Genomic DNA, 15,553 nt, shown 5'->3' on the forward strand with positions numbered 1-15,553 from the left:
CATCGCGCCGTGGTCCGGAGAGGGACGAAGACGCCTACGCCTGACGGTGGCCTGGATGATCGCGTCACCGGCGCTGGACGATCAGGGGTTGCCGGAGCTCACGAATCCGGATTCGTAGGCGATGATGACCGCCTGCGTGCGGTCACGGGCGCCGAGCTTGGCGAGCACGCTGCTCACGTGGGTTTTGACGGTCTGGGCGCCGAGGTACAACCGGCTGGCGATCTCGTTGTTGGACAGTCCTTCGCTGATCAGTCGAAGTACTTCGGACTCCCGATCGGTGAGCGCGGCCCGTCGCATCGTCTCGTGGGCCACCCGGTTCCGTCGGCTTCCTGCCATGTGTCGGATTGCTTCGGGAAACAGCAGGATGTCGCTGCAGGCAATCGTTCGGACGGCCTGGATGATCTCTTCCGGCCGGGCTCGTTTGAGCAGGAACCCACTGGCCCCACCACGGAGCGCCTCGTAGACGTAGTCGTCCATCTCGAAGGTGGTCAGCACCAGGATCTTCGGAGGCTCGGCGACTTCTTTGAGGATTTCCCGAATGGCGGCGAGACCGTCGACCTTCGGCATCCGCACATCCATGATGACGACGTCCGGGTTTGTCTCCCGGATCAGTGGCACGACCTGCGAGCCGTCGGCGGCCTCCCCGACGACGACGATCTCGCCGCGCGACTCCAGGATGGCCCGCAGACCCACCCGCACCAGCTCTTCGTCGTCCACGAGGAGCACTGAGACCTGGGTGTGGCTACTGGGCATGTTCGGTACTCGCTGGCGGGTTCTGGCTCCGCTTGTTATCCACAGCCGATTCGTCGACCGAGCCCGCGGCCGGCGGCGGCGGCGGTACATCGAGGACGAAGAACAGGAAGGTGGTTTTGGTCGAAAGATCGTGGAAGCCGTCGGGGAAAAGCTCACGGGCGGCCGGGTCGGGCTGCGGCTCGCTGATGGCGGAAAGGTGGAAGCCGGCGGTGGTGAAGGCATCGGTCATCGCATGCAGCGGCTTGCGCCAGAACCTCATCGGGACGGACCGGCCGTTGAGCATCCAGTTGAAGTCATAACCGGTGGTCGCAAAGTAGTCAGGCCGAGGTTTGCTGATCATGTAGGCGACGAGAGGATGGTCCACCGACGCGATCAGTCGGCCGCCGGGCCTGAGCACTCGCCGCATCTCGGCCAGCGTCGGCCCCCAGTCCTCCAGGTAGTGCAGCACCAGTGACGCGACCACGTCGTCGAACGCTCCGGCGGCGAACGGCAGACGGTCGCGCAGGTCGACCAGGTGCAGGGCCAGGTCGTCGCCCAGGCGCCGCCTGGCCAACGCCAGCATTTCGGCGCTGGCGTCGATGCCGGTGACGACCGCACCGCGATCGCGCAGAGCAGCAGACAGGGGCCCGGTGCCACAGCCGGCGTCCAGGATCCGACGGCCGGCCACGTCTCCGGCGAGGGCCAACATCGCGGGGCGCTCGTAGTACGCATTCACGAGACTGTTCTCGGTCTCCGCCGAGTAGGCCTGCGCAAAGCTGTCGTAGTCATTTACCCGGGTCGAATCTGCAGACTGGGTGAGATGCTCAGGCGCATCGGCTGCTCGGTCCACCGATGCAGCCTAATAGGTCAGGTCGATTGGTGGAGCACAACCTGCACCGCCGCCGGGCGAGCTACTCGGAGACGCCCCGTCCCTGCGAACGGCCTGAACGTTGAATCCCAGGCTCAGAGGGAGCCTGGCTTCGAGGATCCAGTTGTCGCCCTGGGGCTTCGCGCTGAAATCACCGCCGAGGAGAATGGCCCGTTCCCTCGCGCCTCGCAGGCCTTTTCCGCCCTGCCTCGGTGGACCGGCGGACCTGGCGGGAAGCAGACTGACGACACGCAGCTCCAGGTAGACGTCGTCGACAGTGACATCGATCGTCACCGGGCCGCCCGGCGCATGCCGCAGCACATTGGTCACCGCCTCCTGCAGGATCCGGTAGGCCTCCCGCGACACGACGCCGGGGACGCCGCCGATCCGTGGGCTGATATCAGCCAGGATCGGAGTGCCTGCGGTTCGCGCGTTGTCCAGCAGGGTGTCGAGCTCCGCGAGCGTCGGACGGGCTCGCGGCCCGTCCTGGGCGTCGCGAAGGACTGCCAGTGTCCGCTCAAGATCGCCCAGGGCGCGCCGCCCGGTATCCTCGATCACCGCCAGGGCACGGTGGACGAACTCGGGATCGGTCGCCGCAAGCCCCCTCGCCGCACCGGCCTGCAGGATGGTCAGGGTGAGTGCATGGCCGATGGAGTCGTGCAGCTCCGCGGCGAGCCGGTTGCGTTCCAGAAGCTGCTCGGCGCGGTGCTCAACCTCCGCCAGCCGCTCCGCCGCAGATGGGCCGAGCAGAGCGCGGGCCGCTCGGGTCTGAAACACACCGGCCGCGGCGACCGCCCCCAGCAGAGCGAGGATCAGGGGCGGTACCAGGAACGGGCCCAGCAGAAGGCCGTCCCCGGCCAGTACCCGGATTCCGTTGACCTGCAGCGGCTCCGGCCGAAAAGGGGCGAGCGCGAGCTGACCGGCGAGGAGGACGGAGTTGACCGTCAGCGCGAGAACGGCGACTCCGAGCCAGACACGGAAGAACAGCCAGAGCCCGGTCCGCACGCGGTCGGACCGGGCACGTGACGGGGAGAGACTGATCGCGCTGCTTTCCGACGGCCTCAGAAGCCACCGTGCCTGAACGCCCTCGGCATGCCTGGTCGCCGGCACGAGTGCGGTCAGCGCCAGCACCGGCAGCGGGGAGATCAGGCAGGCGATCAGGGTACGTGACAGGGACTCGTCGAAGCCTGGGGCCACCATGACGCACATGCCGGCGAAGACCCCGCCCATGGCCAGATGCAGCCAGCGCGTGAAGACCGCGGGCCGCAACACGGCGGAGACGAAGATCGGCACTGCCCCATGATGCCCACAGCCACCCCAGGAGCGCCTCCCCCACGAGAGGGAGCCTGCACTCGGACCGCGGGGGGATCCGCTCGCAGCCCGCCAGAGCGCTTACTAGAACCATGACGACCGAGGAGGACCGACCGGCCCGGGTGGGCATCGACGTCCGGGATCTCAGCAAGCGCTATGGGGCGACCGTTGCCGTGGAGCAGCTCACCTTTCGGGTCGAACCCGGTCGTGTCACCGGCTTCCTCGGGCCCAACGGGGCCGGAAAGTCGACGACCATGCGCATGATGATCGGTCTCGACCGGCCGACCGGAGGCGAGGTGCTCATCGGCGGCCGGTCCTACCGGCAGATCCGGGAACCGCTGCAGGAGGTCGGCGCACTCCTCGATCCGTCCGCAGTGCACCCGGGGCGGCGGGCTCGTGACCAGTTGCTGGTCCTGGCCAGGAGCAACAGGATCCCGGACAGGCGGGTGGACGAGATGCTCGACCGAGTGGGCCTGGCCGGCGCGGCGGGACGCCGGCTCGGCGAGTTCTCGCTGGGAATGCGTCAGCGGCTCGGGCTCGCGGCCGCGCTGCTGGGCGATCCTCGGGTGCTCATCCTGGACGAGCCGCTGAACGGCCTCGACCCCGAGGGCATCCAGGGGGTCCGGGGCCTGCTGAGGGAACTCGCCGAGGGCGGCAGGGTGGTCCTGGTCTCCAGCCATCTCATGAACGAGATAGCGGTGACCGCCGATCATCTGGTCGTCATCGGCAGGGGCCGGCTCCTGGCGGACGTCAGCATGACCGAGTTCGGTGCCCGGTACAGCCGCGGTCGAGTCCGCCTGCGCACGACCAGGCCGGACCGGCTGGGCAGGGCGCTCAGCGCCGAGGGGCTCACCCTCGCACCGGCGAAGGGCGGGGCGTGGGAGGTGGCCGATGCTCGGCCGGACCACGTCGGCGCGGTCGCCGCGCGCGAAGGGGTGCCGCTTCAGGAGCTTGCGCCGCACAGCGACTCCCTGGAGGAGGCGTTCCTACGCCTGACCACGCACTCAGGCGACTTCAAAGCTGCGTTCACCGCCGATGCCGGGCGAAAGGGTGCGCCGGTATGACCCTGCAACCGGTGCTGTATTCGGAATGGACCAAGATCCGGTCCGTACGGTCACTCGTCTCGTCCCTGGCGCTGTCCGTTGTGATCCTCATGGGCCTCGGTGCCTTCGCATGCGGGGCTTACGGCGACGCCGAGGCCGCCGCAGCGGACTATGACCCACTGGCGATTGGTTTCTGGAGCCTGAACTTCGCCCAGATCTCGCTGGCTGTCTTCGCGATGCTGTCCCTCGGCGGCGAATACGAGAAGGGCACCATCACCACCTCGCTTACGGCCGTTCCCCAACGAACCCACTTCTACCTGGGAAAGCTCGTGACCAACGCCGGCCTGGCACTGGCAGTCGCCCTCCCGGCCGCACCGCTGACGTTCTTCCTGACCCAGGGGCTGCTCGGCGAGCACGGGGTTTCCCTCGGTGATCCCGGCACGGTGCGCGCCGTGATCTCGCTGATCCTCTACTTTCCGCTGCTAACCCTGCTGTGCATGGGTCTTGCCGCGATGACCCGTTCCCTGGCAGCGACGCTGGGCCTGCTCCTGCCGTTCCTCTTCCTGCTGTCACCGTTGAGCATGGAGGTCCCCGGCCTGTGGAAGATCACCCAGTTCCTGCCGGACCGGGCCGGGCTGTACGCGATCCTGAGCTCGCGGGCGGACCCTGATGTCCTCTACAACCCATGGCTGGGCCCGCCGATCACAGCCGTCTGGGCAGCGGCTGCGGTCGTCGGCGGCTGGCAGACGCTACGCAGCCGTGACGCGTAGCGGCACCTGGAATGACAACAGACATCATCCAGCAGCTGAATGCCTACGGTGTGAGGGCTCGGGTCAGGATGCTGGCAGCGGCCGCCCGGGAGGGCACTCCGAGTTTCGCGAAGATGCGGGTGAGATGGTGTTCGATCGTCTTTTCGCTCAGGAAGAGGGCGGCGGCGATCTCCCGGTTGCTTTTTCCGGAGCGGACGAGTCTCGCGACATCCAGTTCACGATCGGTGAAGGCCGCGACCTGGGCGGCGGTCCGGCCATCGGCTGCGATCCGGCGGCCATTGTTCGTAGCCCGTCCACCACCAGCGGGCCGGCGGCGACGTTCGCGCTGCCCGAGGCGGCGCAGCTCACGACCGGCCTGCTGCTGGTAGCCGTAGGCGCCGAACCGGGACAGATCCGCCTCGGCGTCGGTGAGCTCCGCGACGGCCAGGGCCGTCTCACCGGCGGCGGCAAGCGCCCGTCCCACCACTATCCGGGTTCTCGCCTGTTCGACAGGGTTGCCGGCCAGGCCCAGCAGCGCGGCGGATTCCTGGGCGAGTTTCACCGCCGCCGCGGCCTCACCCATCGCGAGGCAGACGCCGGCCCGGGCGCGGCTCGCCCAGCCGGCTCGTCCGGGCAGGCCCAGGTTGTTCGCGCTCTGCGCGGATCGTTCGGCCCAGCGACCGGCGGCGTCAACCCGTCCGCGGGCAAGCTCCGCCCGGGTCAGGACCTCGTACCAGTAGGGGCAGTCCGGGAGTTCGGCTCTCGGTAGCTGAGGTCCGCCGCCCGTCGCGAGCACCAGATCGACACAGCCGTGGGGATCTCCGGCTTCCAGCTGCGCCTCGGCGAGGAAGAGCCCGGCGGCTGTGGTCGTCAGGTGCGCGGAGCTGTCGATGGTCTGCAGCGCCCGTTGGCCGTAGCGCACCGCCGCGGCGAAGTCGCCGGCGACGGTCGCGGCGTAGCAGCGCAGCCCCGCGGCCCAGACGTAGGTCTCCTTGACCGCGGTGAGATGGGCGACCTCGATCGCGTCGTCGTACGTGCTGATCGCGCCCGGCACGTCGCCCTTCCACTGCAACGAGTAGCCCAGCGCGGTCAGCACGGCGGTGAGCAGATGGCCCTGCCCGGTCGTCTGGGCGATCTGGAGGGCTCGGTGGCAGTGCTCGATCGCGTCGTCGACCCGCTCGCTCAGGGCCTCCGCGAACGCGAGCCAGGTGAGGGCGTCGACTCGCGGGGACAGCCGATCATCGCCGAGGCCGGCGAGTATGCCGCGGGCCGTGTCGATGGCCTCGAAGGCGGCACCGGTGCTACCCATCCGCCATTCGCCCAGCGACAGCAGGCCGAGCGCGGCAACGGTCAGCGCCGGGTCGTCGGCGTGGACGCCACCGGCGAGCGCGTTACGGGCCCAGGTCCGCGGGGCGGTCTGATCGTCGCTCCAGGTGAGGATCCCGCCGATGGCCAGTCGCAGCTGGCAGGCTTCCGCCGAGCCGGGGTCGGCGATCTGGTCGAGGGTCTCGTGCAGGATGGCCAGTGCCTCGGTGTGCCGCCGGAGCAGGTAGTCCAGGCCCGCGCACGCCACGACCACGGCCACCCGCGACGTCCTGTCCGGCGCGGCCAGCTCCAGTGCCGCCCGCAGGCAGTCGCGGCTTTCCTCCAGCCGGCCCGCGGCCCGAAGGCTGTCCGCCGCGGCCAGCAGAAGATCGCGGCGGTGGTCGGATGTCCGAGCCGTCTCGGGGATCAGCCGCAACGCCGCCTGGAACCACCCGGCTGACGTCGCGGGATCCCGCGAGGCCACCTCCTGCCCCGCTCGGGTCAGCAGCTCGACGGCGTCGCGGTCGCCGGGCCGCGCGGACGGTTCGATGTGATGCGCAAGCACGGCGGAGGAAGCGCCCCACGCTGCCAGCACCTCGGCGGCACGCGCGTGGGCGCCGAGGCGCCATCCGGCTCCGGCGGCCTGATAGGCGGCCCGGCGCACGATCGGATGGCGGAACCGGAACTGGCGCGCCGGCGCGATGGGCTGGACGAGTGTGTGGGCTAGCAGTTCGTCGAGGGCGGCAAGCGCATCGTCGTCGTCGAGATCAGCGGCGATGGCGGCGAGATCCACCCCGGAGGGGTCCCCGATGACCGCGGCGCCGTCCAGCAGCCTTCGGGCCCGCGGGCTCAGCGCGCTCAGTTCGCCGGCGATGGCCTCACGTACCGCCGGGGGGACGGGGTCCGCGTAAGCGGCGGCGTCCACCTCCGGCCGGTGCGGCAGGATGGCCGCCGCGCCGGACGACTCACCTGACGCGCGGGCCAGTTCCAGAAGGTAGAAGGGGTTCCCGCCGCTGTCCCGGTAGATCCGGCGCCGCGCCCTCGGATGCAGGTCGGGCCGGAACAGACCACCCGCCTCCTGCTCGCTCAGAGGGGCGATGTCGAGACGGCGGGCGCTCCCGTCCCTGACCGCGGTGGCCAGCTCGGTCGCGAGCGGCGGGGGGACCTCCTCCTGGCGGAAGGCCATGGCGAGCAGCAGCCGTTCACGGACCGGATGGCGCAGCAGGTAGGACAGCATCTGCGCCGAGGCCGGATCGGCCCAGTGCATGTCGTCCAGAGCCAGCAGTACGGGACGGGCCTCGCTCAACGCCCGCAGCAGGGCCCGTAACGCCCAGTGACCGCGATGCCGTTCCTCCCGCAGCCGCGACGGATGCGTCTCCTCGCCCGCCCCCCAGGAGGGGAGAATCCGAGCGAGCTCGCGGTCGGCTTCCCGGGGAAGTGCCACACCGGACGTGCCGACCGCGACGACGTGATCGTCGAGGGCGTCGACGACGAGCCCGAACATGCGGTCGCGCTCGTACTCCGTCGCCCGGCCGTACAGGGTCAGGGCGCCCGCGGCCCGCGCGCGAACGACAAGCTCGCGTAACAACCGAGTCTTGCCGATACCCGGCTCACCGGCCAGGAGCAGTACTCCCGACCGGCCCTCGCTCAGAGACTGAACTGCCTGCTCAACCGCGCCGAGCTCACGCTCACGCCCCACAGGAACGGCCGCCCCCGCCGACATGACCCCTATTATCGTCGATGCAACCCCCCATTCCCTCAGGGTCAGGGAATCCGGATTCGGGGGCACGTGTTCGGGATTTTCCCGATGTCGCCGGCAGGCGAAACACCGACGATCCGGCTATGCAGCCAAGCGCAGCGGGAGCCGCGTCATGACGCCCCGCAAGGCGGATTTCATGCCCGGGAGGTGGCTGCGCCTGGGAGCCGCAGCGGCGGAGGCCGTGGCGAGGGTCGAGGTTCCCGCCGGTTTCGGCGTTCCCGCCGGTTTCGGCACCGGGCTCCTCGTCTCCCCTGGCTGCCGTCGACCGACAAGGGCATCCGGATCTCGGCGATCGTCGAGAAAGTACGCGTGATCGCGCGCGCCGCCCCGGAAACGGCCGGCGTCGACGCGAACCCCCTGCTCACCGAGTTCCTCGACATCGGATGGACGCGATGACCGACCAGTTCAAAGCCCTGTTGACAGACGTGCGGATCGGCGGGCACCCGGACTTCGACCGGGTCGTGATCGAATGGGACGGCCCTCGACCCACTGTGGACGTCAGGTACGTGCCGGAGGTGTTCCAGGACGGATCCGGCGACCGGATCCCGCTGAAGGGGCGCGCTTTCCTGCACGTGACACTGCGGCCCGCCGACGTCACGGACGACCTCGGCAACCCGACGGTGACGCTCGCGCCGCCAGCCTTCCATGATCTCGCCGCGCTGCGGGAGGTGACGCAACCCGACTACTTCGAGGGAATCGCCAGCTGGGGCATCGGGGTCGCGGCCCAGACACCGTTCGAGGTCCGGCCGTTCGAATCGCCTTCCCGGATCGCGATCGACATCACCCACACCCCACCGGGTACCGGCAACCAGCTCCTGCAGGTCGGTGCCCTCGGCGCCGCGGTGGCGACCTGGCAGTGGCGGCTACGCCTGGCCCTGCACCGGGACCTGACGGTCGACGAGGCGTTCGGGCCGATCACCCAGGCCGCGACCCGCGACTTCCAGAGCAGCCACGGGCTTGTGGTCGACGGCGTCGTGGGCCCGGCGACGCGGGCACGGATGCGAAGCGCCCTCAGTCTCTGAACCGTGCGCTGCCCAGGGAGCAGGCGAATCCCTGGGCACCACCATCCCTGGGCACCCCCGGCCTGGGCAGCGCCATATCTGTGCACCACCCGCTGGTCATCAGCCACGAGGCGACCCCGGAGCGCTCTGGCACGCCGACTGCTTGCTGCCCTCGGCAACTTCGTAGATTCTGTAAGGATGCCGGACGGCCAGGTGGGAGATGCGGCCCGACGGATCCTGACACAGGTGGCGCCATGACGCCCCACGGGTCGGCCGCGGTCAGTGCGGCGTTCGGTGTCGCGGTGTACGTGTCCGCGCAGGCGCGGCCGGCGGTGGACGCGGTCCTCGCCCGAAACCCGGGCATGGCGGTCATCCAGGCGGACGAGCCCGGCCCGGACGGCTGCCGGCGGATCATCGTGGACGCCGACAGCGGGCCGACATTGTCCTGGCTGGTGGAGGCCCTCCGGGATACGCTGGGCGCTGACCTGCTCCGGACCGAGGACCCGGTGTTCACGGTCGCCTCGACGGGGAAGCTGGGCCAGCAGCTGCGGGCGTCGACCGCGACCGGGCGGGACCTGGCGTTGCTGGATGCCGACGCGGACCGCCGGGTGATCCGTCATCTGGTCGCCCATCCGGGGCACGTCGACAGGTTCAGCGGACGGGCCCGCCGAGTCGCGCTGCTCAGCGACGCCAGCGCGGTGCTGGACTTCGAGTCGTTGCCGGCGGAGGCGGCGCTGCCAGCCGTCGAGTCGCAGGCAGCCCACCTGCACCGGGAGACCGGTCTGGACGTGGTGCCGATTCCACTGTCGGCCTGTGGCCCGGACGAGCTCGCCGCGATGATCCGCATGATGGCGCCGGGGTTCGGTGCGTCGGTGCTGGTCCACACGCACGTCCGGCACATCGACGCCGTCCGCGCCACGCTGCGGGCCGCGCCCGCGCCGCAACCCGCATCGCACCCCGTACCGCACCCGGTACTGCTGGACGCGATCAACGACGGTCTCGCCGTGGCGGCCGCGGCGGCCGCTCTGAACCATCTGCGGCGCCGGGGCGTCGACCCCCGCCACGCCCGGGTGGCAGTCGTCGATCCGCAGCGCGGCGGGGATCTCGCCGGTCTCCTGCTGGCCGCCGGGATCCGCGACCTGATGCTGTACGACCCGGTCGCCTACGGGGTGACGCTGCTGCACGAGCTCGCGGGCCGTCTCGATCTCCTCGTCGACCTGATCGGCCTGGCTGCGCCGCCAGAAGGCCCCGCGCTGCTGCGGGTCCGTCCCGAATCACCGCCCCTGCTCCCGCAGGCGACCGACGGGCCACGGCCCCTGCACGCGCTGCCCGGCCTGCTGCGCGCCGCGGTCACCGCCCACCGCCCGATCAACATGGCCGCCCGGGTCGCCGCGGTCCACGCCATCGCCGCCCAGGCCCCCTTCGGCGCGCTGCTCCCGCGGCCGGACCATCCCCGGCTCGCCCCCGCCGTCGCCGACGCCGCCCTGCCGGCACTCACCGACACCGACACCGATTCCGCTACCTGACGGTGGCGGTGGAGCCGTTCTGGGGGCACGCCGGTGCGGTGTCCGCGGTGGCGGTGACACCCGACGGGCATTCGGTCGTCAGCGGGGGCAAGGACGACGGCACGGTCCGGGTCTAGCCTCCCGCCGGTCTCTTCAGGCCGTCGATGACGACGTCGAGCAGGAGGGCGGTGCGGCCCCGGAAGGCCGCGTGTTCGGCCATCGACGCGACCGCTCCCACCAGCGCGAAGACGTCCGGGCCGGTGATGTCAGCCCGGACGGCGCCGGCCTGCTGGGCGTTCTCGACCAGGCCGGCGCCCGCGTTCTGCAGTGCGGAGCAGGAGGCAAAAAGCGCCGATGTCGGGTCCTGCAGGGTCGCGACCAGCGAGGCCGGTAGACCGCGGTAGACACTGGCGCCGGTGGCGAGCTCGTGGAGCCACCTGGTGAGGGCCTGTTCGGGTGGGTGGGTCGCGCGCAGGCTGCCGGCGAGCTCGACGAGCCGTTCGAAACCCTGGCGCAGCAGCGTTTCCAGGAGCACCTCGCGGGTCGGAAAATGCCGATAGAGGGTGCCCAGACCGACGTCGGCGCGACGGGCGACGTCGCGTAGGGACGCCTGCACGCCCTGCTCCGCCAGCACGACCGCCGCGGTGGCGAGGATGTGGTCGTAGTTGCGGCGGGCGTCCGCGCGCCGGTCACGGTGACCGGGCGAGTCCGGTCCAGCGCTCATGCCGTCCGCCGAGGTTGAAATCGGAGCAGCGCTCCGTCTAGCATCCGGAGCACTGCTCCGGAATGTGGTGACCTTCGCCTGACGATCAGGAGACGACCTCGCATGAAAACCATCCTCGTGCACCGCCCCGGCCCGCCCCGCGAGCTCCAGCTTGCCGACGTCGGCCGTCCAGAGCCCGGCCCGGGTGAGGTCCTCGTGCGGGTGCACGCCGCCGGGGTGAACCCGCCGGACTGGTACGCGCGGTCCGGGCTCGCCTCGATCCCCGCGGAGCTTCGACCCGTCGTCCCGTTCCCGTTCACGCCGGGGACGGACGTGTCCGGCGTCGTCACGGCCACCGGGCCCGGTGTCACCGCCTGGGCGGTGGGGGACGAGGTCTTCGGGCTGCTGCGCTTCCCCACCGCGATAGGCGCGGCGAAAGGCTACGCCGAGTACACGACCGCACCGGCCACGGAGCTCGCGCGCAAGCCGGCCGGAGTCGGCCACATCGAGGCCGCGGCGGTCCCGATGGCGGGTCTCACGGCCTGGCAGTTCATCCGGGAGCACGCTCGGGTGAGCCCCGGGAGCACCGTGCTGGTCAACGGCGCCGCCGGGGGCGTCGGGCACCTCCTCGTCCAGTTCCTGCGCGTTCTCGGCGCCCGGGTGATCGCCGTCGCGTCGACGCGGCACGAGGAGTTCCTGCGTCGGCTGGGTGTCGACGAGTACATCGACTACACGACAACCCAGGCCACCGACGTCGTGAAGGACGTCGACGTCCTGTTCGACACCGTCGGAGGGCCGGACGCCCACCGCCTCACCCCCGCGATCAGGGACGGTGGCGTGCTCAGCCCGGTGTTCTACGGCGACTTCGGCGAGAAGGAGCTGGCCCGGCGCGGCGTCGTGATTCGCAGCGGCCAGGTCCGCTCCGCCGGTGACCAGCTGGCGGAGATCGCCGCCCTCCTCGACGCCGGTGCCGTGCGGGTCGGCATCGACAGCGTCTTCCCGCTCGCCGAAGCCTGGCGGGCACACGAGCGGGCCGAGCAGGGCCACATCCAGGGGAAGATCGTCCTGGCGGTGGCCGAGTAACGCCTGACGCCTCAGACGCCAGACGCCAGAGGTCAGGCGTCAGGCGTCCAGCAGGCGGCGGAGACGGGTGCGGGCGCGGCGCAGGCGTTGCCGGACGGCCGCCGGGGTGATCCGCAGAACGCCGGCGATCTCGTCCGTGGTCAGGCCATCCCAGCAGGAGAGGGTGAGAACCAGCCGGTCGGACTCGCTGAGCCGCGCCAGCCCGGCCCGGATCTCGACGGCCTCGTCGGTCATCACGTCGTCAGCCATCGCAGCGCCGGTCAGTGCCTCTCGCGCCGGGACGACGGTGGCGAGATGGTCCCGCAGGCGGTCGGCGAGCGCGGCCCGGCGGGTCTGCGAGCGGCGGTGGTTGGCGAGCGTGTGGCGGGCCACGCCGAACAGCCAGGCGGCCGCCGCGTCGTCGTCGGGCGGGAGGTCGCCGACCCGGCGCCAGGCGGTCATCAGGACGTCGGCGAGCAGGTCGGCGGCGTCCGCGGGCGGATCGACGCGACGGGCGAGAAACGCCAGCACCCGCGGGCCGACCGCGGTGACCAGGCCGGTGAACCGCTCCTCCGCCGAGGCCACCGGCGTTCCCAGCACGGACGTTGACGCCACCGGCAACGGTTCGGACGTCGCCGGGAACGCGGAGCAGGTCGAGCCGCCGCGGGTCACGGGGCGACACCGGTCCAGTCGCAGTTCGCCACGATGTGCTGGCGCACCAGAGTCCCGTCGCCACGCGCCGCCGCGTCGGCCGCCGCGCGGAGGCTGTCCCGGATGCCACCTCCGTCGATCGCGACGAAGATCGGCCAGGACGCCGTGCCGCTCATCACCTCGAGCGCGCGGCCAACCCGGCCGCTGTCGTCTGCCTGGCGGCCAGCGATCCATTCTCCGTACCAGACGCAGACCGCATAGAGCGCGAACGTCGACCGTACCCCGGTGACCTGCATCAAACCGGGCTCCCGCTGGCCGTTCGCGACCTGCTGTTCAATGACGGGCTGCCAGCTGCGGCCAGCCGGCAACGGGATGTCGGCCGGTTGCAGCGATTCCATGACCTTCCGGAAGTCCGGGGCACCGGTGTTGAGCCACTCGCTCGTGTCGTTCTCCGTCATCCCCGGTGAGCCGAACATTCCCGTTCGTGCGATGAGGTCGTTGCCGAAGGTGAACGCCGCCGTTCCCAGCAGGGCCACGGCCACCAGCGCGGCGACCACCACACGCCGCTCTCTCGCACCGATCCGACCGGCGCCGATCCGACCCGCACCAATCGGTTCCGTGGCGATCGGGTCCGTGGCGGCTCCTGGCGTCCGGGCCAGGCTGTTGCCCGGAGCCCGCGAGGTCGCAATGCGGTGCACGGATCCGGCGGCAGGCACAGCGGGCTCGGCAGGCACGGTCCGTACCACCGCACACGCGAGCTCGTCGACGAGGCGGGCGACGTCCTCGCTGCTGGTGAGGTCGGGCGCGAGCGGGTCCGCGGAGCGCACCCGCCGGATCAGTTCACCGCCTTCGGGACGATCGGTTCTCCGTAGCCTCATCTCCTGATCAACCTCCGCTGTCGATGTGGTCGGCCGACCAGAACATGTCCAGCACATCTGCCGGTGTGACACCGCCGCCCTCAGCGGCGTGGCCCGATGCGGGGATGTCACCATCGCAGCGTGGTTGTGCATGCCGGCGCAGTGGCCGGGGCGGATGTCTTCACCAACCAGCGCGAGTACCCGCTCAGGTTCGGGTGGGGCGGCGAAGATCTCGCGGTGCTTGCCCGGGCTGGATGTGTCCTTGTCGTCGTCGACGTCCTGAGGTTCAGCACGGCGGTGTCGGTCGCCGTCGCACGCGGTGCCCGAGTGTGGCCTTATCGCTGGCGCGATGCGTCCGCGCGTGGGTTCGCCGTGGAGCATGGCGCGGCGCTGGCAGGTAGCCGGGATGATCCGTCCAGCCGGTGGTCGCTGTCGCCGGCGAGGCTGACCGCCATCCCGGCCGGTACGCGGCTGGTGCTGACGTCGCCGAACGGGGCGACGCTGTCGGCACGGGCCCAGGAGCTGGGTGCCGCCGCCGTGATCGCCGGCTGTCTGCGCAACGCGGCTGCGGTCGGCGGGTGGCTCGCCGAGCGGATCAGCGCAGGGCAGGCCGTGGCGGTCATCGCGGCCGGGGAACGTTGGCCGGATCCGTCCGGCACCCCGCACCTGGGTCCGTTGCGGCCGGCGGTGGAGGACCTGCTCGGCGCCGGCGGCATCATCGCGCGCACCGTTGACGCGGGGGGACTACCGACGTCCGCGGTGTCACCCGAGGCACGGGCGGCGATGGCGGCGTTCCGCGCCGCGGTGGGCGACCTGCCCGGCGAGCTGATGGCCTCGGCCTCCGGCCAGGAACTGCGGGCCCGAGGCTGGGATGACGACGTGCTGTGCGCGGCACATGCCGACACCGACGACGTGGTGCCTATCCTGCGCGACGGCGCCTACGAACGCAGTGCCGCAGGCAGCTGAGACGAGCTGAGCCAGCTACGGTCCGGCCCCCGGTCAGCCCAGTTCCGCGCGTAGCAGCACACGGACGACGTCACGGGCCTCGCGCGGCGCCGCGTCGAGCAGTTGCGGCAGGTCGGAGGGATGGAGGTCGAGGAAGCCGGCGTTGATGTTGGCGAAGGCCGACATCGAATGCATGAGCTGGTAGCCGGGAAGGCCGGCCGCTTCCAGCCCGTCGCGGGCCGTGGAAAGCGGAGCCACCTGGTAGCGCACGGGGCGGCCTGACTCCTCGGCCAGCAGCGCCGCCAGGTCACCGCCGGACAACGCCGTCATCCCCTCGAGCTCGTAGCTCCGGCCGGCGTGGCGGCCACGGCGGCCGGCGCGCAGATCCGCGTCGGTCTCGGCGGCGACCCGGGCGGCGGCCTCGGCGAGGTCCTCCCGGGCGACCGTCGCGAGCCGGCCGGTACCCCAGGGCATGGTCAGCACGCCGGTGTGCACCGCGTTCTTCGCCTTCGGCGCCAGCATGCCGGCGGCCAGCTCCGAGTACAGGCCGTTACGCAGGACGGTCACGTCGAACGGTGCATCCGCGAGGCGGGTCTCGGTCCAGCGGTGCGCGAGGGCGATCGTCATCCGCTCGCCCGAGCCGGCCAGGCTGGTGTAGATCACGTGGCGCACGCCCGCCGCGGTGGCGGCCGCGACCACCGCGCCGTGGCGGGCGAGGACCACGTCGTCCTCGGCGTAGCCAGCCGAGACGAAGACGAGGACGTCCACGCCGGCGAATCCGTCGGTGAGGGTGTCAGGCTGGTCGAAATCGAGGTGTCGGGCGTTGCCGTGCGGGGTTCGCGTTCCCGCGATGACCCCGTTTGTCGACGCCGCTTCCGCGACATCGGCTGCCGTGCCGGCTTCGCCGCCGTTCCTGCCCCCGTTCGTGCTGCCGTTCTCGCTGCCGGCCGTGGCCCGCAGCCGGTCGAGGACAAGAGTGCCGAGCGCGCCCGAAGCGCCCGTGACCAGGATCATCAGTTTCTCCTCGGTGGCCCTGTTCGATAACCGGTCGAACGTAGGCTG

The 15,553-nt window shown here is 71.1% G+C and carries 15 protein-coding genes; 7 read left to right on the top strand and 8 right to left on the bottom strand.

The genetic code is table 11. From position 1 onward, the window contains the following. Positions 1-81: 81 nt before the first annotated feature. The 3 genes from ACG83_RS21880 to ACG83_RS21890 are packed head-to-tail and all read right to left on the bottom strand — an operon-like array spanning position 82 to position 2,893. Positions 82-753 carry a response regulator transcription factor gene (locus ACG83_RS21880; RefSeq protein WP_054568117.1) on the bottom strand — a complete coding sequence of 224 codons (672 nt, stop codon included), beginning with the start codon at positions 751-753 and terminating at the stop codon, positions 82-84. Continuing rightward, positions 743-1,582 (bottom strand): class I SAM-dependent methyltransferase, encoded by an 840-nt coding sequence (locus ACG83_RS21885; RefSeq protein ID WP_054568118.1) that lies wholly within the window; start codon positions 1,580-1,582, stop codon positions 743-745. The genes ACG83_RS21880 and ACG83_RS21885 overlap by 11 nt, the downstream gene beginning before the upstream one ends. A 9-nt stretch (positions 1,583-1,591) precedes the next feature. Continuing rightward, complete coding sequence (locus tag ACG83_RS21890; RefSeq protein ID WP_054568119.1) at positions 1,592-2,893, bottom strand: sensor histidine kinase; 1,302 nt, start codon at positions 2,891-2,893, stop codon at positions 1,592-1,594. A gap of 110 nt (positions 2,894-3,003) precedes the next feature. Between ACG83_RS21890 and ACG83_RS21895 the strand changes: the two genes are divergently transcribed. Together ACG83_RS21895 and ACG83_RS21900 are read left to right on the top strand one after the other, a co-directional pair. Continuing rightward, a complete protein-coding gene (locus tag ACG83_RS21895; RefSeq protein WP_054568120.1) occupies positions 3,004-3,975 on the top strand; it encodes an ABC transporter ATP-binding protein in 972 nt (323 codons plus the stop codon). Then, a complete protein-coding gene (locus ACG83_RS21900; RefSeq protein ID WP_054568121.1) occupies positions 3,972-4,724 on the top strand; it encodes an ABC transporter permease subunit in 753 nt (250 codons plus the stop codon). Before ACG83_RS21895 ends, ACG83_RS21900 begins: the two co-directional genes overlap by 4 nt. 43 nt (positions 4,725-4,767) lie before the next feature. On the opposite strand, the gene ACG83_RS21905 is transcribed toward ACG83_RS21900, so the two are convergent. Beyond that, complete coding sequence (locus tag ACG83_RS21905; protein ID WP_054568122.1) at positions 4,768-7,731, bottom strand: AAA family ATPase; 2,964 nt, start codon at positions 7,729-7,731, stop codon at positions 4,768-4,770. A 428-nt stretch (positions 7,732-8,159) separates the two neighbouring features. On the opposite strand from ACG83_RS21905, the gene ACG83_RS21910 reads away from it, so the two are divergent. From ACG83_RS21910 to ACG83_RS46845, 3 genes are all read left to right on the top strand, one after another. Continuing rightward, complete coding sequence (locus ACG83_RS21910) at positions 8,160-8,789, top strand: peptidoglycan-binding protein (RefSeq protein WP_054568549.1); 630 nt, start codon at positions 8,160-8,162, stop codon at positions 8,787-8,789. A gap of 233 nt (positions 8,790-9,022) precedes the next feature. Further along, complete coding sequence (locus tag ACG83_RS21915; RefSeq protein ID WP_054568123.1) at positions 9,023-10,294, top strand: hypothetical protein; 1,272 nt, start codon at positions 9,023-9,025, stop codon at positions 10,292-10,294. An 8-nt stretch (positions 10,295-10,302) separates the two neighbouring features. After that, complete coding sequence (locus tag ACG83_RS46845; protein ID WP_235498083.1) at positions 10,303-10,410, top strand: WD40 repeat domain-containing protein; 108 nt, start codon at positions 10,303-10,305, stop codon at positions 10,408-10,410. Here ACG83_RS46845 and ACG83_RS21920 read toward each other — a convergent pair. Beyond that, complete coding sequence (locus ACG83_RS21920) at positions 10,407-10,997, bottom strand: TetR/AcrR family transcriptional regulator (protein WP_054568124.1); 591 nt, start codon at positions 10,995-10,997, stop codon at positions 10,407-10,409. The genes ACG83_RS46845 and ACG83_RS21920 overlap by 4 nt on opposite strands. A 102-nt stretch (positions 10,998-11,099) precedes the next feature. Between ACG83_RS21920 and ACG83_RS21925 the strand changes: the two genes are divergently transcribed. Beyond that, a complete protein-coding gene (locus tag ACG83_RS21925; protein ID WP_054568125.1) occupies positions 11,100-12,059 on the top strand; it encodes an NADP-dependent oxidoreductase in 960 nt (319 codons plus the stop codon). A gap of 39 nt (positions 12,060-12,098) precedes the next feature. On the opposite strand, the gene ACG83_RS21930 is transcribed toward ACG83_RS21925, so the two are convergent. Next, positions 12,099-12,710: an RNA polymerase sigma factor gene (locus ACG83_RS21930; protein WP_235498084.1), complete on the bottom strand. Its 612-nt coding sequence runs from the start codon at positions 12,708-12,710 to the stop codon at positions 12,099-12,101. Then, positions 12,707-13,567: a hypothetical protein gene (locus ACG83_RS21935; RefSeq protein WP_054568126.1), complete on the bottom strand. Its 861-nt coding sequence runs from the start codon at positions 13,565-13,567 to the stop codon at positions 12,707-12,709. The genes ACG83_RS21930 and ACG83_RS21935 overlap by 4 nt, the downstream gene beginning before the upstream one ends. Positions 13,568-13,687: 120 nt before the next feature. On the opposite strand from ACG83_RS21935, the gene ACG83_RS21940 reads away from it, so the two are divergent. After that, complete coding sequence (locus ACG83_RS21940) at positions 13,688-14,512, top strand: 2-phosphosulfolactate phosphatase (RefSeq protein ID WP_235498085.1); 825 nt, start codon at positions 13,688-13,690, stop codon at positions 14,510-14,512. Positions 14,513-14,545: 33 nt separating this feature from the next. On the opposite strand, the gene ACG83_RS21945 is transcribed toward ACG83_RS21940, so the two are convergent. Then, positions 14,546-15,505: an NmrA family NAD(P)-binding protein gene (locus tag ACG83_RS21945; RefSeq protein ID WP_054568128.1), complete on the bottom strand. Its 960-nt coding sequence runs from the start codon at positions 15,503-15,505 to the stop codon at positions 14,546-14,548. Positions 15,506-15,553 lie beyond the last annotated feature (48 nt).

It is taken from the genome of Frankia sp. R43 (genome assembly GCF_001306465.1).
Classification (GTDB): Bacteria; Actinomycetota; Actinomycetes; order Frankiales; family Frankiaceae; genus Parafrankia; species Parafrankia irregularis.

Excerpts from the sequence above, each read along its gene's own strand:
- ACG83_RS21910 (WP_054568549.1), top strand. The coding sequence starts at position 8,160 with ATGACCGACCAGTTCAAAGCCCTGTTGACAGACGTGCGGATCGGCGGG.
- ACG83_RS21920 (WP_054568124.1), bottom strand. The coding sequence starts at position 10,997 with ATGAGCGCTGGACCGGACTCGCCCGGTCACCGTGACCGGCGCGCGGAC.
- ACG83_RS21945 (WP_054568128.1), bottom strand. The coding sequence starts at position 15,505 with ATGATCCTGGTCACGGGCGCTTCGGGCGCGCTCGGCACTCTTGTCCTC.
- ACG83_RS21880 (WP_054568117.1), bottom strand. The coding sequence starts at position 753 with ATGCCCAGTAGCCACACCCAGGTCTCAGTGCTCCTCGTGGACGACGAA.
- ACG83_RS21915 (WP_054568123.1), top strand. The coding sequence starts at position 9,023 with ATGACGCCCCACGGGTCGGCCGCGGTCAGTGCGGCGTTCGGTGTCGCG.
- ACG83_RS21895 (WP_054568120.1), top strand. The coding sequence starts at position 3,004 with ATGACGACCGAGGAGGACCGACCGGCCCGGGTGGGCATCGACGTCCGG.
- ACG83_RS21905 (WP_054568122.1), bottom strand. The coding sequence starts at position 7,731 with ATGTCGGCGGGGGCGGCCGTTCCTGTGGGGCGTGAGCGTGAGCTCGGC.
- ACG83_RS21935 (WP_054568126.1), bottom strand. The coding sequence starts at position 13,567 with ATGAGGCTACGGAGAACCGATCGTCCCGAAGGCGGTGAACTGATCCGG.
- ACG83_RS21900 (WP_054568121.1), top strand. The coding sequence starts at position 3,972 with ATGACCCTGCAACCGGTGCTGTATTCGGAATGGACCAAGATCCGGTCC.
- ACG83_RS21925 (WP_054568125.1), top strand. The coding sequence starts at position 11,100 with ATGAAAACCATCCTCGTGCACCGCCCCGGCCCGCCCCGCGAGCTCCAG.